The following is a 20,651-nucleotide window of genomic DNA, read 5'->3' as shown; positions in this document are numbered from 1 at the left end:
GGGATGCCGTATCCCCCGCCCCAATGCCAAGTTTTGTCAGCGCGGATCAATCCTCGGCCAGTGGCACGCTTTTGCCCGGGGAAACCGCAACCTATCGCGTTGATTATCCCATCACTGAGGCAGACATCGTCGGCGGAGGTCTCAGCAATGTCGTCAAAATCACCGCAACCGCCCCAGGCGTCGCAACACCTCTGACCGAAACATCAGACGCGGCCGTGACAGAGCTTTCTGAACATCGTGAGCTTCTCGTCACACTGACATCGAGAACACCTACAACCTTGGACGGGGAATGGGCAGCCTTCACGGATGCCGGGGATACAATCCCCTATACATTGAAAGTCACCAACCGGGGCAACACGACACTGGAAGATCTGCGCCTTGCCTCATCATCCGGTTCACAGAAAACGCGCATCACGGCTGTGTCTTTGAAAAATGCCCAGGCAATCTCAACGACAGGATTAAGCATCGGCGCATGTAGCCCATTGATCCTTGCACCAGGTGAATCTGCCGATTGCCAAGTCGACGATCACACAATCACCCCGAGTGATGTGGAGGCCGGTGGCGTATCACACAGTGTAACCATGGTTGGCACAAGCCCGGGCGGCACAGCTGTGTCAGATGTGTCAGACACAGGAAACGGTTCTGAAACATCTTCAGATAAGACGCTGAATGGTGTGAACGATACCAATCCAACAAATGACCCGACGGTTGTCTTCCTCGCTGTACCAGAAGATCCCACGGCCTTGATGTCCATCACCAAGACAGCAAACCGCGATACGGTGATTTACGGCGATACGGTTGTTTACACACTGACGTTTAAGAACACATCCGGCATTGATCTGACCAATCTTGTTTTGCATGATCAACTGCCTGCGGGTGTTGTTTATACGCCAGATACGGCTGCCATTAATGGGACACCAACAGAACCGGAACATGGCCAGACCCTGTCTTGGGGACCGTTTGATATTGCTGCCGATGTGGAAACCACAGTCACCTTATCTGCGCGCATTGTTGCGGATGTGGCTGACGAAGATCTGGTCAACCGTGCATGGATTGCCGATATCAGTGGCCTGCGCGTATCAAACCTTGCAACAGCCACGGTCCGGATCCAGGCCGAAACTGTCTTTGACTGCACCGATATCATTGGCAAGGTCTTTGATGATCTCAACGCCAATGGCTATCAGGACGAAGGCGAACCCGGCCTGGCAGGTGTTCAGATCGCAACGGTTCTGGGCGAAGTCATCACAACCGATCAGCACGGGCGTTATCACGTGCCCTGTATCGCCCTGCCTGGGGAAATCGGGTCCAATGTCATTTTGAAACTGGACACGCGCAGTCTGCCGACCGGTTATCAGACAACAACGGAAAACCCACGGGTTCAACGTGTGACCGCCGGTAAGATGACCCGCTTTAACTTTGGTGCATCCATCGCGGATCGTGTGCAAATTGATCTCGACAGCAACGCCTACAGCCTTGCCCAGGACAGCGGAGACGTCGAAATGACCGACGGATTCACACAAGCGGTCGACGGGCTTGTGCGCAGTCTTGCCACCCAACCCGGTGTGATTGAACTGCGATATCATAGAACGTCAGAAACACGACAGACAGCCTCGGACCGGCTGGATCTGGCCGAAGAAGCCATACGCAGGGCCTGGCGTGGTCAAGGCGGGCAACATCTGGTGATCCAGCGTGAAATCAGCAGGCAACGGTAAGGATAAGATCATGAAAAATGAAACCATAATTGCCGGCGCCTTTGTTGTTCTCGGATCCGCATTGCCCGCGGTGGCAGAAACATGCGAAAACCCGGCTGAAACCCTGTGCGATAGTGCAACCCGCCCGGCAAACAGCGGCTTTGCTATTACGGTGAACGGCACAACACAAACCGGATCAGATCAGCATCTCGCGGATCTGCAACGCAAGGTGGACGTGGCCCTTGCTGCTGCCGACATTCGTGTACAGTTTGACGGTCTAGATCTGCAGCGCAGCCTGGGTCTGACCGCCGTATTGCCAGATGCACCGCGTCCGGGTGATCAGGTGTCTTTCACCAGCCATCTGAACTATCCCGCCTTCACCACAGGTGGCGAAATCCGCATTCTGGATGTGGGCGCACGGGGGGGCACACATACGCTTGCCGTGGTGCCCCTGCCCCCAGGTGGTCAGACATCCGTTACCCTGCCAGAAGGCGAACATCTGCAGATTGTACATAGGGTTTACGGGGCCGATGGTCGCTTTGATGAAACCACCCCACAGGATCTGGCTGCACTTTCTCAGGGGTCTGAAGATCTGGCACTCGCCCGTGAAAGCATCCGCATTACCGGTGGTGCAATCACCGTTTCCGGCAGCGACCTGCCCGCCAACACCCGTGTTCGCACCTTGGGTGATACGGTGACAACCGACGGCACCGGCCGTTTTGTAATGCAACGTATTCTCCCCGTTGGGGACCATGCCATCGAAATCGCGGCCAGCACCGTAGATCTGACGCGCGAAATCGAAGTGCCGGGCGCAGAATGGTTCTATGTCGGCCTGGTGGATGTCACCCTTGGTTGGCGTACCGATGACAGTGTCGACAGCGCCGGGCGTGACATCAGCGGCACCTATAACCGCGGCCGGATCGCGGCCTATGTCAACGGGCGCACCGCCAGTGGTGTGAAAGTTATCGCCTCTGTGGATACCCGTGAAGAAGAGCTGCGCAACATCTTTCGCAATCTTGATGAACGTGATCCGCACAGCCTACTGCGCCGTGTTGATCCGGATGATCTTTACCCGACATATGGCGATGATTCATCTATTGTCGAAACCGCACCGACCTCAGGGCGGTTCTATGTGCGGGTTGAACGCGACGGCAATCATCTGGTGCTAGGCAACTACAAGGCCAATATTTCTGGCGCGCAATATATCCGTAATGAACGCACGCTATACGGGGTGCAGGGCCATTGGGAAACACAGCAGACAACATCAAACGGTGACGCACGCGTCAGCATTGATGCCTATGCCGCACAACCAGACAATCTACCGGGCCGGGATGTTTTCCGGGGCACGGGTGGATCTGTCTATTTCCTCAGCAAACAGGATATTTCGCGCGGGTCAGAAACCCTTAGCCTCGAAATCCGTGATCCCCAATCCGGGCGCGTGATTTCCCGGCAGACCCTGACCTATGGCACCGATTACGACATCAATTATATTCAAGGTGTCGTTCGCCTGACCTCGCCCCTGTCTGCGTATTCCAACGGCACAAATCTGATCAGTGACAATCCCAATGATCAGCAAGCCGTAAATCTTGTCGCCCAATATGAATGGACACCGACCGGCACAGATGTTGATGGCTATTCATATGGCGCACGTGCCCAGGGTTGGGTCAATGATCAACTGCGCATTGGGGTCAGTGGCCAGGTTGAAAAAACCGCCACCGCCGATCAGGTGGCAACCGGCGTGGATCTGCGCTGGCAGCATTCTGAACGCAGCTACGCCGAATTTGAATACGCCCGTTCCGATGGGCCTGGCTTTGGCAGCACAAGTTCCACCGACGGCGGCCTGACCGGCACCACCACGGATGCATTGAACGGCACTGGATCCGCAATTCGCCTGCGCGCACAGGGCGATCTACAGGAACTGGGCTTTGGCATGCCTGGTCTGATCGGTGGGTATTATGAACGCCGCGATGCCGGGTTCACATCGCTTGATCACGCGACAACATCTGATGAAACGCTCTGGGGTGTCTTTGGTGAAATCGAACCGAATGACAGCACACGCCTGCGTTTCTATGCCGATCAGTTCAAAAATGACGACGGCAAGGAAGATAATACAGCCGGTCTGGAATACATGCGCACCCTGCAGAACGGCAACACACTTGAACTGGGGCTCGAACATCTGGATCGCGCCACACCTGGCCAAGCAGATCAGACCGGCAGCCGCACCGATATTGCTGGCCGCCTGACCATGACGCCTTCCGATCGTTTCAGCTGGTATGTCTTTGCCCAAGGCACGGCAACACGCAGCGGTGGTCTTGTCCGCAACAACCGTGCCGGGATCGGCGCAAACATCGCACTGGGTGACAAATGGAACCTTGCAACCGAATTGTCTGACGGCACACGCGGCTTTGGTGCGCGCGCGCTGTTCCGCTATGATGACGATAATGGCAACACACGTTACGCGGGCTATACCCTCGATCCGGATGCATCTTCCACCAGTCTAAATGCCCGGGGTCGTGACCGGGGGCAATTTGTTCTGGGGGGCACCCGCCAGGTGAACGAAGACCTGACAATGTTCGCTGAAAACACCTATAACACCTTCTCAAAACAACAGTCGCTGAACAGCACCTACGGTGTGGATTACGCCCCGACCGATCACACCGACTACACCGTCGCGTTGGAAGTTGGCACAATCAACGATGATGACGGTGGCAATTTCCGGCGCACAGCCCTGTCGTTTGGGCTGGCCTATGACAATGAAATCACCGCCGCAAAAGCCCGGCTGGAACTGCGTCGCGAACGTGGCACCGAAGGCGGCAACAATCGTGATTCCGATACGGTCATTTTCTCAGGCAACCTAAAACACGCGTTTTCTGAAAGCAGCCGCCTGCTGGGCAGCTTGGATCTGGTCTATACCGATGCTCAGACAGCCACCCTTCAGGATACGCAATTCGCTGAACTGTCTCTGGGCTATGCCTATCGTCCGATTTCAAACGATCGCCTGAACATTCTGGCGCGCTATCGCTATGTATTTGACGAATATGGACAAGTTCTGACCACATCTGGCGGCAATCAGACACGTGGCCCGCAACAACACAGCCATATTCTAAGCTTGGATGCGGATTACGATCTTAATCGCCATTGGTCCATTGGTGGCAAAATTGGTGCGCGCTTCACAGAATCTGCAGATGCCGGAAGCACCAGTTTCACCTCAAACAACGCAACGCTTTATGTTGCCAATGTCCGCTATCACATGACCCACACCTGGGACATCCTAGGCGAGGCCCGCATCTTAGACGCCCAACAAGCCGAAACATCCGATTTCGGGTTCCTTCTGGCCGGGTATCGCCACATGGGTGACAACGTCAAACTGGGGCTTGGTTACAATTTCGGACGTTTCTCAGATGATCTTGCGGATCTGACACATGACGACAAAGGGCTGTTCCTGAACCTGATCGCCAAGTTCTGATCTCACGGGCATATTGCCCCCGGGGCTTACGAAAGATATAGGTCGATATGCTCAAACTGGATCGTATCGACTTTCAAATTCTCCGTGTTTTGTCCGATGACGGGCGGATCACCAAAGCTGCACTTGCGCAAAAGGTCGGCCTGTCACCTTCACCCTGTTGGGAACGCCTGCGTCGCCTGGAAAAATCCGGCCTGATTTCGGGATATCAGGCTCAGATCAACCTGCGCAAACTGCCCGGGGTCATCACTGTTTTCGTCACGATTGAACTGGATTCACACGCCGCCGCCCGCTTTCAATCCTTCGAACGCACCATCGGCGCCCATCCAGAAATCACCGGATGTTGGGCCATTGGCGGGGGCTATGATTATCTCATTCAAGTCGTCACATCTTCGATCGAAGCCTACCAAGAACTGATCGAAATCATCTTGGAAACCTCAGGCGATATCGCGCGATATTATTCCTACATCGTCACCAAAACCGTGCGCAGCCCCGGCCCACCATTACACCTTTTGGCTGACGATACAGATGAATAACCTGCCTTAAGGCAAAAAATAAGCTGATTATTCTGCAAACTCAGGCAACTTCAGCCCCATCATCTTTCGCTTCTCCCTAGTGTCCACCCCAACACAGGAGCCGAAAAATGCTGCATAAAAATCCTTCCGCACAGGATGCCATCATTCCCACGGACCCGCTGGTGAAAACCAGTGCCTATATCAATGGCGAATGGCACACCGGTCCCGATACATTTCCCGTGACCGATCCCGCCACGGGTCAGGTCATCACAGACGTCAGTGCCATGACCGCGGCCACAGCAACCGATGCGGTGACTGTCGCCCAAAACGCCTTTGCCCCATGGTCTGCCCTTTTGCCCCAAGACCGCGCTGCATTGCTGAAAAAATGGCACGCAAAGATCATCGAAAACCGCGAAGAACTGGCCTGGATCATGGTCGCGGAACAGGGCAAGCCCATCTCAGAGGCCCGGGGCGAAATTGACTATGCCGCCAGCTTTGTTGATTTCTACGCCGAAGAGGCCCGCCGCCCCAATATCGAAGGCATCACCAGCCACCTGCCCTCTGCAGAAGTTGAACTCTGGCGCGAACCCGTTGGTGTTGTTGCATTAATCACGCCCTGGAATTTTCCTTCGGCCATGCTGACACGCAAAGCCGCCGCAGCCCTGGCCGCCGGGTGCACCATCGTTGCGCATCCCTCAGCCGAAACACCTTTGTCCGCCCTCGCACTTGCGCAACTGGCCAATGACGCGGGCCTGCCCGCTGGTGTATTCAACGTCTTGCCAGGGGACGCAAAAACCATCGTCACTCCCTGGTGCGATGACACCCGTGTGCGTGCGCTATCCTTCACCGGATCAACCGAAGTCGGCCGGCTTTTGTACCGCCAATGCGCAAACACCGTGAAGCGTCTGGTGATGGAGTTGGGCGGACACGCCCCGTTCATCGTCTTCGAAGACGCTGATCTTGACCGCGCCGTCGATGAGGCCATCAAGGCCAAATTCGCGACCGGTGGTCAGGACTGCCTGGGCGCAAACCGCATGTTTATCGCGCGCGGTATTTACGACACATTCTGCACGCGTTTCACAGACGCCGCCCACCAACTGACCCTTGGCGCGGGCAAAGACGACCCAGACATCGGCCCCCTGATGCATGACCGTCTGGTGCAAAAACAGGAAGAACAAGTCGCAGACGCCATGTCAAAAGGGGCAAAACTGGCCCTTGGCGGCGCGCGCCTTGCAGAGGGCTCGCTGTTTTACCCCCCGACGATCCTGACCGATGTGCCACAAAACGCCGATATCATGCGTGATGAAACCTTTGGGCCCGTCGCCGCGTTGACACCCTTTGACACAGAAGACGAGGTCATCAATCGTGCCAATGATACGGAATACGGCCTTGTTGCCTATGTTCACACCCAGGATCCCAGACGCATCTATCGCATGTCACGGGCGCTGGAATTTGGCATGGTCGCGATCAACCGCACCTCGGTCACTGGCCCGCCCATTCCCTTTGGTGGCGTCAAACAGTCGGGTCTGGGTCGTGAAGGCGCCCGTCAGGGCCTAGAAGAATTCACTGAAATCAAATACATCTGTCGCGACTGGAGCTAAGGAAAACACATGCTGCACAATGATCAACTCAGCCAATGGGATCGTGAAAATTTTTTCCATCCCTCAACCCATCTTGCCAAACACGCACGCGGCGACATGCCAACCCGCGTCATTTCCGGTGCAAAAGGCGTCTACATCGAAGATCGCGATGGTAAAAAACTGCTGGATGCCTTTGCGGGTCTTTACTGTGTAAACGTCGGCTATGGCCGCACCGAAATCGCCGATGCGATCTCTGCCCAGGCGCATGAACTGGCCTATTATCATTCCTATGTCGGCCACGGCACCGAAGCCTCCATCACCCTTGCCAAGATGGTCATGGACCGTGCCCCCGCCAATATGTCCAAAGTTTATTTTGGCCTGGGCGGATCTGATGCGAATGAAACCAATGTCAAATTGCTTTGGTATTACAACAACATCCTGGGTCGCCCGAAAAAGAAAAAGATCATCTCGCGCTGGCGTGGCTATCACGGATCAGGCCTTGTTACCGGGTCTTTGACGGGGCTTGAACTGTTCCACAAGAAATTCGACCTGCCCCTTGATCAGGTCATCCACACCGAGGCACCCTATTATTTCCGCCGCGATGATCTTGATATGTCCGAAGCCGATTTCACCAATCATTGCGTGCAAAAATTGGAAGAGCTGATCGCACGTGAAGGTGCCGAAAACATTGCGGGCTTCATTGGGGAACCCGTACTTGGCACCGGCGGTATCGTACCCCCGCCCCAAGGGTACTGGCCTGCTATCCAAGCCGTTCTAAAGAAAAACGATATCCTTCTGATTTCCGATGAGGTTGTCACAGGTTTTGGTCGCACCGGTTCGATGATGGGGTCCACTCACTATGGAATGGAACCCGACATCATCACCATCGCCAAAGGCCTGACCTCTGCTTATGCGCCGCTGTCTGGGTCCATCGTATCCGATAAAGTTTGGAAAGTGCTGGAAGACGGCACCGATGAATTCGGCCCGATCGGTCACGGCTGGACATATTCCGCCCACCCCATCGGGGCAGCTGCGGGTGTTGCAAACCTAAAGCTGATCGATGACCTAAACCTTATCGAAAACAACACAGTTACCGGTGACTACCTGCGCGCGGGCTTTATGGAACGTCTTGGCGATCATCCGAATGTCGGTGATATTCGTGGCGTCGGCATGTTGGCGGCGATTGAATTCGTCGAGGAAAAACAAGGCCGTAAATTCTTTGACCCGTCCAAAACAGTCGGTGCACAAGTTTCCGCCGCTTTGGCCGCAAAAGGTGTGATCGGGCGTGCAATGCCACAGGGCGACATCCTTGGTTTCGCCCCGCCCTTCTGCCTGACAAAAGACGAAGCAGACATCGTCATCACCAACACTGAGATGGCCGTACGCGAAGTATTGGGCTAAAACATCGTCGCGCGGGCCCGTCCCGCGCGACCTCCTGCTGCAGAAAAGGGCACCGCGTTGAACGTCAATTTGGATCAGCTGATCAACCTGCGTCACTGGCTTCATGCCCATCCCGAAATCTCCCGTCAGGAGATTGAAACAGCGAAACACATGCGTGGCTTTCTGGCCGAACACGCCACCCCGGACGAAATCGTTCCTCTGGATGGCGCTGGTTTCGCCGCAGTCTACAACGGGACATCCCCCGGTAAAACCGTGCTTTTGCGCTGTGAACTTGACGCGCTGCCCATCCATGAAATCAACACCGATCTGCCCCACCGGTCCCTGACCGACGGCGTTGGGCATAAATGTGGTCACGACGGCCATATGACAATCCTTGCAGGTGTCGCACAGACGCTAAAACAGCGGCCAAATCACGGGCGTGTGGTCCTTTTATTCCAACCCGACGAAGAAACCGGAACCGGTGCGCGCAACTGCGTGGCGCATGAAAATTTCAAACAAATCGCCCCAGATTACGCTTTTGCCCTGCACAATCTTCCGGGTTTTCCGGCAGGGGCAATCATTTGTAAACACGGCACTTTTGCATCTCAAGTGCGCTATGGCGCGATCCGTTTCAACGGGAAAGAAGCCCACAGCGCCCAACCTGAAACCGGTGCCAGCCCGTCTTTCGCCATCGCCGAACTCACCCTGAAAGCCCGCGAAATTCAAGCGGCTTATGACAGCCCGGATGCCTATGCCTTGGTCGTGCCAGTCTATAATCAGATGGGCGTTCAGGCTTCGGGCATCTGCCCCGCGCAGGGCCAAGTGCAGTTCACTCTGCGTTCCCCCCATGCGGAAATCGTTACGAAAATGTGGAACGAAATGTTCCACTTCGCAGATACGCTCGCCAAACGATATAACCTTGATATATCACAGGAAATTCTGGAAGAATTCACCGCAACGGTCAATCACCCCGATGGTTTTGACATGATTCAGCAGGCGGCCGCATCCACAAAAAACGCCTTCCACATCATGGATCACCCCTTCCGCTGGGGCGAAGATTTTGGCGAAATCACCAGCCGTTATAAAGGCGCGATGTTCGGTCTTGGTGCAGGCGAAAATCGCCCGGATCTTCACAACCCGGATTACGATTTCCCTGATGAAATCCTAACCAACGGCATCGACATGATGACCACGTTGATTGATCTGTCCCTGGCGGGTGGCATCACCCCTGGGTGACAGCTTTCACTGCGATTTCAGCCATTTTAACAATGGCTTCCCGTGAATCCGCGACAGCTAGGAAACGTGCGTTATGACAGAATTTCGCACCTTTCACGCCGCTAGCAGCTTCCAGATCGCCATCCGTTAACCCCGCCCAGGCCGCAGGCAGATCAGCGCGTTGTTCAAACGTATCGCTGGACAGTTTGATCCCGTTCAGGGTCCAGTCAGACCCGCGCGGCGTGATCATAAACAGGATATGATCCGCACCCGAATTCTTCAGCGCCGACAGATACGGCATGCCCATGGGCAGCTCCAGCACATGCGCGTCACCCGTCTGCGCAATCGCATCTTCCACCATGCCCCTGGCCCGCACTTTCGCGGCAAAATTGCGAATTTTCGCTTCTACAAAACTGCGCGCAATCGGCAGGGCAGCGAAAAACGCATCATTATCCGCCGTCGGAGACGGATCATCAAACACCGGCTTCAACCCTCCCAACAACGCTGGCAAGGTCAGATCTGACAAGGGCCCAGCCACAGACGGTTCCATCGCGCCATTGTCCAGCAAATCAATCGGCAAGACAAATTTTGCATCAAACGCGGCGTGAACCTCATCCACATTCCCTGCTGGCACACCAAAATCTGCCAGATACGCTTTCCCATAATGCGCCCAGATCAGACCAAACGAACTGTATGGCTGTTCATCTTCACGCAATGGGCCGGGGCGCTGGTGATGGTCAAAGATTTGCGCATCCGCATCATAATCCCCACCTACGTCATAAATAATCTTTTCAGAACTTGGGGTTAACCAGGCTTTGTCGCGGCTGCGTTCAATCTGCGCATCCGGGAACAGGCGTGTCAGAACCACTGAAGATAACAGTTCGTCCGCATGGAAACCTCCGGAATGGGTAACAAGATGGGTAACAGGCATGGTCGCTCTCCGGACGGTTTTTCTGATTTCCGTTCAGTTGTTTCAGCCCCGCCCCGCCAGATCAACCGCTTTGTCACGTCCCTTTCAGATATTTCTGAAATTTCCCGCCGATCCTGCGTGCCCGACAAAGACAGCCTTGGCCCGGATCCCAAACACCGCTAAACACGCAAGTTCATTCAGCCAGGAGCCTCTGTTGAAAACCACCATGTCACAAGCCGTCGAAGATCGTATTTTCCGCACCATTTCAGACGATATTTCAGCGTCCTCTCAACAAGTCAAAGCTGCCGTTACCCTTCTTGACGAGGGCGCAACAGTGCCTTTTGTGGCCCGCTACCGGAAAGAAGTCACCGGCGGTCTGGATGATGCGCAACTGCGTCTTCTGGCCGATCGTCTGACATATCTGCGTGACATGGAAGCGCGACGCGCAACGATCCTCAATTCGATCCGCGATCAGGACAAACTGACCGATGATCTGGCCCGCGCCATTGCCAATGCCCAAAGCAAATCCGCGCTTGAAGACATCTATCTGCCCTACAAACCGAAACGCCGCACCAAGGCGATGATCGCCCGGGAAAATGGTCTTGAACCTTTGTTGCGTGCTATTCAAAATGACCGGTCTGCAGATCCAGAAACCCTTGCAGGCGCTTATCTTTCCGAAACCGTGGAAACCACAAAAGACGCCCTGAACGGCGCACGTGATATCCTGACGGAAGAATTGTCTGAACACGCGGGCCTGGTTGGGAAACTGCGTGATTTCATGAAACGCGAAGCTTTCATCAGCGCGCGCGTGATCGCCGGAAAAGAAAAAGACGGCGCAAAATTCTCTGATTACTTTGACCACCGCGAAAAATGGGCAGATATCGCTGGTCACCGCGCCCTGGCCATTTTGCGCGCCGCAAAAGAAGAAATCGTGGTGATGGAAATTGCCCCGGATGCCGACGAAGGCGTGCCGCGCGCCATCAGCATGATCGCGGCACAGCTGGAAACATCCGGTGACGGCGCGGGCGACACATGGCTGCGCAACGTCGCGGGCTGGGCCTGGCGCATCAAGTTCTCCATGTCGCTGTATGTGGATCTTTTGGGCGAACTGCGCCAGCGCGCCCATGAAGAGGCAATCACAGTTTTTTCCCGCAATCTCAAAGACCTACTGCTTGCAGCCCCCGCCGGTCGCAAGGCCACGCTGGGTCTTGATCCGGGCATCCGCACAGGCGTTAAACTTGCTGCCGTTGATGACACGGGCAAGCTTTTGGACACAGCAACGATTTATCCGTTCCAACCCAGAATGGATGTGCGCGGATCCGAAGCAAAACTACTTGAACTTATCACGCGCCACAACATTGAACTGATCGCGGTCGGCAATGGCACAGGCAGCCGCGAAACCGAACGTCTTGTCGCTGACACATTGAAATTGTTGCCTAAAACGGCAAAGACCCCGATGAAAGTTGTGGTCTCCGAGGCCGGCGCATCGGTCTATTCTGCCTCTGAATTGGCGTCAGACGAATTCCCTGATCTTGACGTGTCCCTGCGTGGCGCTGTGTCTATCGCGCGCCGTCTACAGGATCCTTTGGCGGAACTCGTAAAAATCACCCCCGAAAGCATCGGCGTCGGCCAATATCAGCATGATGTCGATCAACGCCGCCTGTCCACCGCACTGGAAGCGGTCGTTGAAGATGCCGTGAACGCAGTTGGCGTCGATCTGAACATGGCCTCTGCCCCCCTTCTTGCTCAGGTCGCCGGTCTTGGCCGCTCATTGGCCAGCGCCATCGTCTTCCACCGCGATCTGCATGGGGCTTTCCCGTCACGCAAAGCCCTTCTTAAGGTCGCGGGTCTTGGCCCCAAAGCCTTTGAACAGGCCGCAGGGTTTCTGCGTATTCGTGATGGCGATGAACCATTGGACGCCTCTTCGGTTCACCCCGAAGCCTATGATATCGCACGGAAAATCGTATCCGCAAGTGGTCGAAACGCCAGTGAAATCATGGGGCAAGGCAACGCGCTGAAATCTCTGAAACCCGCGCAATTCGTCACCGATAATTTCGGCCTGCCAACGGTTGAAGACATTTTTGCCGAACTCGAAAAACCCGGTCGTGATCCCCGCCCAGAATTCAAAACCGCCAGTTTTGCCGAAGGTGTCGAAGCGATCAGCGATCTAAAACCCGGCATGCGCCTTGAAGGCACGGTCACCAATGTCGCTGCGTTTGGTGCCTTTGTTGACATCGGCGTGCATCAGGATGGTCTCGTACATATCAGCCAGCTTGCGGATCGTTTCGTCAAAGACCCCCATGACGTGGTCAAAGCTGGGGATGTTGTTCGTGTCTTGGTGACCGAGGTCGAAGTCGCCCGTAAACGCATCGCCCTGTCCATGCGAAAAGATGCAAAAGCCACGCCCGACAAACCCGCCAACGCGGCGCCGGGCAACCGCCCCCAGGGCAAGCAAAAGTATCAGGCAGCCCCGCGCAGTAAAAAACCAGCCGCCCAGCAGACCGGTGGTTTTGGCGATGCTCTGCTGTCCGCCATGAATAAAAAGAAATAGGTTAATATCGGATCTGATAGCGGGTGGAACGCCCGCCCGCTTCAGACCGCGATGCAATCCCCGCATTTTCCAACGCCGCAAGATCGCGCGAAACAGTGGCGGCGGATGCGCCTGACATTTTACGATAGCCTTTTGCGCTGATCCCCTGCGCCACCCGGTCCGCACCGCCCGCAAACACCAGGCGTAAAACCTTGTCCTGCCTTGCATTCAGAACCTGCGCATAGGTCTGGAAAAATTGGTTCCGTCGGATCAAAAACAGGGCTTCGTCCCGGGCATGATCAGCCGCATCTTTCAAAGTCTGCAAGAACCAGACAATAAACGGACCCGCGTCAATGCCCCCCTGCCCTTCCTGCCGCCCGGCCTGAAGCGCTGCGTAATACCCTTTTTTGTCACGCTCAATTTGACGCGACAAAGAAAACGGCAGGGCACGCACCCCGGCAAACGTATATTCGATCAACGCCCGTCCGATCCGCCCGTTGCCATCGGAAAATGGATGCACAGATTCAAACCACAAATGCCCAATCGCCGCTTTAACCGGGGCAGACATCGCGCGATCTGTATTCAGCCAGTCCAAAAACTGTTCCATTTCAAGCGCGACACGATCTGGTGGCGGGGCTTTGTATAAGACATCATCCGACCCGGCCACAGCGGAACGGACAATATCAATGTCAAACCGCCGCCATTGCCCCGGGTCTTCGACTTCGATCCCAAAGAACAAAAGCCGGTGCCAGTCCCCCAAAATTTCCGCTGTCATCGGCGCGGCAAGATCACGTGCGGCCAGCATCAATTGCGCCACCGCATCGGAACGCCGGGTGATATCCGCGGCTCCGCGATATTTCATCGATGCAATCACCGACGCCTCGACATCCCGCGCCTCAAGCTGCACACCTTCAATCCCAAAAGACGCAATCGCCTCTTGCACCCGATGTGACAGGTCCAGCGCATTTTTCTGCCCCGCATCAAGCCCAGACATCAGGCCATTCACTTCCCCCACAGCTTCCATTGCCGCCGCAAGCGGTGCTTCGACAGCAAGACGGTCATACCGGAAATCCGGCCAATGTGGAGAGGCCCAAATATGTTTCATGAGGTAAATATGGCCATTAATCGCCTCAATTTCAACAAAATTATGAGGCGATTAAAGATCAAAAGCACCTCAAACGGATCCACTGCCCTCGATTTCGGCGAATGCATCAGGGGCAAGTTCACGCCAGAAATCGAAAATGGCGCTGGCATTTAGGGCAGACACCCAGCCCAGGCGTTCAAATTCGCGCCGATCCATCGGATCTTTCAACCCATTCAAAAACAACCGTTTGTCCGCATCCCTTTGGGTCGGCGTTCGCGCCGCTGCCAATTCAGACACCAATGCAAACAATGCCTTACGCTTCTGACTTTGTGCATAGCGGGCATCTTCTTCACGGGTTTTCAGACGTTCTGCTTCTGCACGCAATGCAGCTTTCTCAATCGCTTCGGGGCTGGCTGCCGGGGCCTGTTCTTTGCGCACCTCCGCCTGAACATAGTCATCACGCAGGGCCGCACTCAGATATCCGGGCACAGATTTTACATCCCCCTGCCCTTTCACATATTCCAGTTTTTTCCCGACATAATCCGCGCCATGTTCGGCAATCCACTGGCGGCTCAGCCGATCTGAAACACCCTGTTTCAACAATTCCTGATAAACTGGTTCCTTACGCAAGCCGTCACCATCATCGATATCAAACATCGCCAGTTGCGGGTTCTCACGGATCAGAAAACGAATATCCGTCACCGCACGCCCCTTTTTGCGAAACTCTGGTTCAATCACGATGTCGGAACTGTTGTTCACCTCTTTCACCGCAGGTTTGATGATCTTCGCGTTCAGATGCTTAAAGCTCTGGTAATACGCGCTGTCATCAATCCCCATCAGTTTCCGAAACACATCCAGCGTCCACCAGCCCGTCGAACCCGTGCGCACAAAACGATAGCAATTCTCATACAATGCCAGCCCGTGACCAGACGAAAAATTGCGCTGAATATTCACATTAATCAGCGCATAGATTTTGGGATCATGCAGTTTTTCGGCCAGCGCAGATGAATAGGAATATTCGCATACCCCGCCTTTAAGCCGTGCAAATGACAACAGCGAAGACACACCCCATTCCTGACGGCCCTCTTCATCCAGCATGTCCCATTCCGCAACCGTCTCCGCCAGGGCCCGCAAACTGGCGCGCAGCGTATCCATATCATTGGAATTATATCCGACCATCATCGCAAGCGTACGCGCATCAATTGTATGGGACGGCGCGGTTGTTAACGTATCATAAGCATTCAGCAGCAATACATTCGACAGTTTCCGCTGCAGCAAAGACAACTTCCCCGAAATGTGAATCGCAGCCACATTCTTGCGCACTGTTTCTCGCCGGAGCGCTCCGGACAATTGCTGGGGATCAAGCGGTTGTTTCGCCATATCATTTCTTTTCTGCTCGCCTGAATATTACATATCAGGTACCCACCTTCAAGTCACCTATGGGTGCCCCAACACGAGATCGGTCGAGAGAATGTACAGCTGTTTGCCCGTACCGTAACCGGGTTCCTTTAGTCCAAAATTCCGTTTTTCACCGCGTTCTACAGGTTCACTTTTCCAGACGACATGATCATATAGGGTCTATTATACCGCAAAATAGGGTCTGTTTAAGGGAATTTGCCGATCCTGAGAATCGGTTCCTTACTCCCTGATTACGGGTCCCCTTTGTCCCGTAAGTGGGTCCCTTTCATCCCGGATATTGGTTCCCTTCGTCCTGAACTGAGGTCCCCAAACATGCCTAACACGTTGATTAACAATCATATCTGTGGCGTAAATATCTTAAAGTACTAAAAGATTCTTATACTGTTTATCTGTGTTTTTCTCTTCATATATACTGAATAAGGCCAAAAGTACCCGATCTACACATCATTAATGGCACCGCTAGCCAGAGAATACTGGTCAGGCATAATTATGTGCGCTATTCATTGAGATATTCGAAAAAACCGAGCACATCACAAAGGGTCCCGGAAGTGAGCAAAACAAATCAGCCCCCCCTGCCCCCATATCAAAATCTCGATCCCGAAGCATCTGCAAAGAAGTTACCTGATCCTATCGATACCCAACGATTCGCAAAAGCCGCAGCTTTCTGCACACGCGGACGCGAAGACCTGGCCCGTCGCGGCTATGCCCCTGATGGCGAAAAACGCCTGCGAAAGTTTTCGATTTGGGAAATTACAAAATACCTGATTCCCGTTGCACCCGCACATTTGCGTCGCGTGTTAAAAGCCAATCCTGACTTACCTCAGGGCGAAGGCGAAAGCGGTTCGAAGTGGTTCACATTGGAAGAGGTTCTTTCTTTGCGCACACATTTTGCGGCAGAGGGTGTCAGCACCAAAGAATACCTGCCCTATCGCCCCGAAGGCATGCCCGCGAAAGTTGCCGCGGTTGCCAATTTCAAAGGGGGCGTTGGCAAAACGTCTACCGCCGCACATCTTGCCATGTCCGCAGCCCTTGACGGATATAAAGTTCTGGTCATCGATCTGGATAGCCAGGGTTCTATGACGTCGATCATGGGCGGCACTGTCCCGGATGAATGGTCTACGGTCTTCCCTCTTCTTGCGAAAGATTACGCAAGGGCGGTCACTGCCGAAAACGAAGTCCGCCGTGCAAAATCACAGCCAGAGATCCCGCTTGATGAAACCCTGAAGGAAGCGCTGGAGGTTTCGCCGCGAAACGTCATCCAGAAAACCCACTGGCCCAACATTGATCTGATTGGGGCACAGCTGAACCTATACTGGGCCGAATTTCAGATCCCGGTCTGGCGCATGGGGCTTAAATCCTGGGCGCTTTGGGACGGTTTGACAAACTTTCTGGAAGACGAAGGCATCCTGGATGAATATGATATCGTGTTGCTGGATACGCCCCCTGCCCTTGGATACTTAACGATCAACGCTTTGGCTGCGGCTGATATCTTGCTGGTTCCGCTTGGCGCATCCTTTCTGGAATTTGATTCAACGGGGCGTTTCTTTGACATGCTCTATACAACATTTGCCTCGATCGAAGATGGTGAAAACGCCCTGCAACGCGCGGCAGGTTTACCTGAGATTAAGTTCGAATGGGATGTAGTGCGGGCGATTATCACGCGTTTTGATGCTAGTCAGCAAACGGATATGGCGAATGTCATTCAGGCCTATTTTGGCGATTTCATGAATGCCTATCGTCAGGATTTCACAGCGCTGGTTGGTCAGGCCGGGGAACAGGTGAATGGGATCTACGAAGCGGATTACCGCGATTTTAACCGTGATACTTATGTGCGCGGGCGCGAAGCTTTTGATCAGACCTACGCCGAGTTCAAGGAACTTTTGATCGGCAGCTGGTGGCGTGACGCAAATATGGAGAATGAATAATGGCCCGACGCAGACGCCTTGTTGCACCCGACGAAAATACGCTGAATGCGCTAGAAGACGGTTTCGCGACGAAACCTCTGGAAACAAAATCCATGGTTCCACCGATTGCCCAGGTCGCGGGCGAGGCCGCTGCTTTGGCTGCGATGGAACAAGTGACGGATCGCGCCGCCCTTGCCCGCACCGAAGCGGATGCCGAAAAATACTATGCGGCACAGACGGCGGGTCTGGTTGCCGAACATATCGCGCTGGATGACATTGACGAAACACACATCCGGCGTGACCGCATGCAGGAAAATGCGGATGAGATGGCGGAACTGGAAGCATCCCTTTTGGCACATGGATTGCGTAGCCCCATCGAGGTCGTGAAAATCGAAGAAGGCTATGGCCTGATTTCGGGATTTCGTCGCCTGAAAGCGTTCAAAAAACTGGCGCAGGATCAGATCTATTTTGAAAAGATACCCGCCTTTGTGCGTCCGGGCGCGGCCAGTGCCGACGCCTATATCAATATGGTGGAAGAAAACGAAATCCGTGCAGACCTGACGCCATATGAACGTGGCCGGATTTCTGTACTGGCTGTGGGGCAAGGCGCGTTTGCTTCGGTTGCGGATGCGGTGGATGCGCTGTTTGCCTCGGTGTCAAAAGCCAAGCGATCAAAGGTGCGCAGTTTTGCCCTGATCCATGAAATGCTGGGCGACCTGTTGCAGTTCCCTGCAAGCCTGTCTGAAAAGAATGGGCTAAAACTGGCGGCGGGATTGCGCAACGGAAATGTCGAAGCGCTTCGAACGGCGTTGGGCGCGGATACTGTCGAAGATCCTATGGGGGAATGGGCGAGAATTGATACTTGGTTGTCCTCTCAGAATGACGTTGAAAAACGTCCATCTCGTGGGGGGCGCCCAAGTGAAATTCGCCGGTTGCCCCCGCGCAAACTGTCGGATGCACAGGCGCTGCAGGTGACATTGTCTGCAAATGCTGCCAAGTTCGAAGTCAAAGGCGCGACCCTGACTGAGGAAAAAGCAGCAGAAATTGCGGATCTGATTCAGGCTGCGTTACAGTCTGACGGTTGATCTGAACTCGGCGAACGTTCACGGATATGAAGGGCAGGGCGCGGAATATGTGGAATTTGGTTGCGGATGTTGGCGGGACCAATATGCGTCTGGCGGGGGTTTCTGATGCGGGTGAAATCTATGCGCAGCACAGGTTCAGCTCTGCCGGCGGGTTGCATTTCCCAGAGGCCTGTCGCGCGTTCATCGCAGGGCAGGGGACGTCGCCCCTATCGGTTGCCGTGGCCGCCGCAGGTGTTGTGCAGGATCGGTCCGTGCGCCTGACCAATGCGGGGCAGGGGTTTTCTTGTGACGATCTTGCGCAGGCCTGTGGCACGGATGACGTGCATATTTTGAATGATTTTGAAGGGGCGGCATGGTCGTTGGCAACGGTGAGCGCCGATGATGTGCAGACGTTGCAGGGTGGCTTTGCATCATGTGATCAGGGGCGGTTGATCATAGGTCCGGGCACGGGTCTGGGCGTTGGTGCCATGATGTATGCGGATGGTCGGCCACATGTTATTGCGGGGGAAGGGGGACATGTGCGCCTTGCCCCGGAAAGCCGTGAGGACGTGGATTATTTTGAGCAGATGATTGCGATCTGGCCCGAAATTCAGATTGGGCATGGGCTGGCAATTGAAGCAGAAGCGATCCTGTCTGGCACTGGATTACCTGTGTTATATCGGGCGATTGCACAGGTGCGGTCTGAACCGGTTTTGTGTGAGAAGGCCGAAGATGTTTTGGCGCAGGGGCGCGATGGTTCTGATCCCGTGGCAGGTATCGCAACGGAAATGTTCCGACGTTTTCTGGGCAGTTTGGCGGGTGATTTTGCGCTGACACTGAATGCACGTGGTGGTGTGTTTGTAACGGGTGGGGTGGCTTTGCGAAATCCTTGGCTGTTTGATGATGCCTTTATCGGTGCGTTTAACGCCGGGGGGCGTCACACGGGCTGGCGTGGACAAATGCCTGTGCATCTGTATCAGAATGACGATTTCGGGTTGCTTGGCGCGCGGAATTTCCTGACATCGCGGGTCGCTGTCTAACCCCAAAGGGCGGGTGCATCTTGACTTCTCTAGAATTGTATACAGTGTTGAGCACGAAAATACATACTGGTTTTGCCGGCAGAAGGGATGCAGCATTATGAAAACTGAATATGGCGGAAAAACCGTTTATGGGGCCAATCTGGGTATCCTGATGCTGGAAACCCAGTTTCCACGTATTCCTGGTGATATTGGCAATGCCACGACCTGGCCATTTCCGGTGCAATATCGGGTTGTGCGCGGGGCGAATCCGGAAAATGTTGTGCGCGGTGATGCGCGTTTGCTGGTCGATAAATTCATCGAGGCGGCGAAGGATTTGGTCGCCAGCGGCTGTGACGGGATCACAACCAACTGTGGCTTTCTGGCGATTGTGCAGGATCAGCTGACAGAAGCCGTTCCTGTGCCCGTCGCCACGTCTTCACTGATGCAGGTGCCTATGGTGCAATCGATGCTGCCACCGGGCAAGCGGGCGGGCATTCTGACGATTTCAAAGGAAACCCTGACCGATCGCCATCTCGAAGCTGCAGGTGTCGCGTTGGATACGCCGGTGTGGGGCACGGAAGGCGGGTCTGTGTTCACCCGGGACATTCTGGGAGATGCGCCACAGATCGATTTTGCCGCTTGTCGGGACGATATGATCACGGCGGCCCGGGATTTTGTAAAAGCGCATCCGGAACTGGGCGCGATTGTCTTGGAATGCACCAATATGACGCCCTATGCGGCGGATGTGCGGCGTGAAACCGGGTTGCCTGTGTTTTCGATCTATAGCTATCTGAAATGGTTCCACGAAAGCCTTGTGCCAGATCGGTTCGCGCATGGCCTGGATGACCCAAAACCGGGAATTGGCCTGCGTTAGAGC

14 protein-coding genes are annotated in these 20,651 nt (G+C 54.7%); 11 read left to right on the top strand and 3 right to left on the bottom strand.

Features of this window, described 5'->3' with window-relative positions; all coding sequences use genetic code 11:
• The 6 genes from ACPGUT_RS06955 to ACPGUT_RS06930 all read left to right on the top strand — a co-directional run.
• A partial coding sequence (locus ACPGUT_RS06955) for a DUF7507 domain-containing protein (RefSeq protein ID WP_423989750.1) occupies window positions 1-1,712 on the top strand: 1,712 nt, incomplete at its 5' end.
• 10 nt (window positions 1,713-1,722) lie between these two features.
• Window positions 1,723-5,157: a hypothetical protein gene (locus ACPGUT_RS06950; protein WP_423989748.1), complete on the top strand. Its 3,435-nt coding sequence runs from the start codon at window positions 1,723-1,725 to the stop codon at window positions 5,155-5,157.
• 47 nt (window positions 5,158-5,204) lie between these two features.
• The gene (locus ACPGUT_RS06945; RefSeq protein ID WP_423989746.1) at window positions 5,205-5,690 is read left to right on the top strand and encodes an Lrp/AsnC family transcriptional regulator; all 486 of its coding nucleotides are present in this window, start codon (window positions 5,205-5,207) and stop codon (window positions 5,688-5,690) included.
• A gap of 107 nt (window positions 5,691-5,797) precedes the next feature.
• A complete protein-coding gene (locus tag ACPGUT_RS06940; protein ID WP_423989745.1) occupies window positions 5,798-7,270 on the top strand; it encodes an NAD-dependent succinate-semialdehyde dehydrogenase in 1,473 nt (490 codons plus the stop codon).
• Between the two features lie 9 nt (window positions 7,271-7,279).
• Window positions 7,280-8,650, top strand: a complete 1,371-nt coding sequence (locus tag ACPGUT_RS06935; protein WP_423989743.1) for an aspartate aminotransferase family protein — start codon at window positions 7,280-7,282, stop codon at window positions 8,648-8,650.
• 57 nt (window positions 8,651-8,707) lie between these two features.
• On the top strand, window positions 8,708-9,865 hold the full coding sequence (locus tag ACPGUT_RS06930; protein ID WP_423989741.1) for an amidohydrolase: 1,158 nt from the start codon (window positions 8,708-8,710) through the stop codon (window positions 9,863-9,865).
• Here the strand turns inward: ACPGUT_RS06930 and ACPGUT_RS06925 are convergent.
• Window positions 9,852-10,775 (bottom strand): MYG1 family protein, encoded by a 924-nt coding sequence (locus tag ACPGUT_RS06925; RefSeq protein WP_423989739.1) that lies wholly within the window; start codon window positions 10,773-10,775, stop codon window positions 9,852-9,854. The two genes, ACPGUT_RS06930 and ACPGUT_RS06925, sit on opposite strands and share 14 nt — an antisense overlap.
• A gap of 205 nt (window positions 10,776-10,980) precedes the next feature.
• On the opposite strand from ACPGUT_RS06925, the gene ACPGUT_RS06920 reads away from it, so the two are divergent.
• Window positions 10,981-13,305, top strand: a complete 2,325-nt coding sequence (locus ACPGUT_RS06920) for a Tex family protein (protein WP_423989754.1) — start codon at window positions 10,981-10,983, stop codon at window positions 13,303-13,305.
• Window position 13,306: 1 nt separating this feature from the next.
• On the opposite strand, the gene ACPGUT_RS06915 is transcribed toward ACPGUT_RS06920, so the two are convergent.
• Both ACPGUT_RS06915 and ACPGUT_RS06910 read right to left on the bottom strand, forming a co-directional pair.
• Window positions 13,307-14,389, bottom strand: coding sequence for a Fic family protein (locus tag ACPGUT_RS06915; RefSeq protein WP_423989737.1), 1,083 nt, complete (start codon window positions 14,387-14,389; stop codon window positions 13,307-13,309).
• A gap of 69 nt (window positions 14,390-14,458) precedes the next feature.
• Window positions 14,459-15,748: a replication initiation protein gene (locus ACPGUT_RS06910; RefSeq protein ID WP_423989735.1), complete on the bottom strand. Its 1,290-nt coding sequence runs from the start codon at window positions 15,746-15,748 to the stop codon at window positions 14,459-14,461.
• A gap of 587 nt (window positions 15,749-16,335) precedes the next feature.
• Here ACPGUT_RS06910 and ACPGUT_RS06905 point away from each other — a divergent pair.
• The 4 genes from ACPGUT_RS06905 (at window position 16,336) to ACPGUT_RS06890 (ending at window position 20,648) form a co-directional block, all read left to right on the top strand.
• Window positions 16,336-17,712, top strand: coding sequence for an AAA family ATPase (locus ACPGUT_RS06905; protein ID WP_423989733.1), 1,377 nt, complete (start codon window positions 16,336-16,338; stop codon window positions 17,710-17,712).
• Entirely contained in the window at window positions 17,712-18,776 is a 1,065-nt protein-coding gene (locus tag ACPGUT_RS06900; protein ID WP_423989731.1) for a ParB/RepB/Spo0J family partition protein, read from the top strand. The genes ACPGUT_RS06905 and ACPGUT_RS06900 overlap by 1 nt, the downstream gene beginning before the upstream one ends.
• 47 nt (window positions 18,777-18,823) lie before the next feature.
• Window positions 18,824-19,795, top strand: coding sequence for a glucokinase (locus ACPGUT_RS06895; RefSeq protein WP_423989729.1), 972 nt, complete (start codon window positions 18,824-18,826; stop codon window positions 19,793-19,795).
• A gap of 97 nt (window positions 19,796-19,892) precedes the next feature.
• Window positions 19,893-20,648: an aspartate/glutamate racemase family protein gene (locus ACPGUT_RS06890; protein WP_423989727.1), complete on the top strand. Its 756-nt coding sequence runs from the start codon at window positions 19,893-19,895 to the stop codon at window positions 20,646-20,648.
• Window positions 20,649-20,651 lie beyond the last annotated feature (3 nt).

The organism is Halocynthiibacter sp., from assembly GCF_049608145.1.
GTDB lineage: Bacteria > Pseudomonadota > Alphaproteobacteria > Rhodobacterales > Rhodobacteraceae > Halocynthiibacter.
This window is presented reverse-complemented; position numbering and strand designations above follow the sequence as displayed.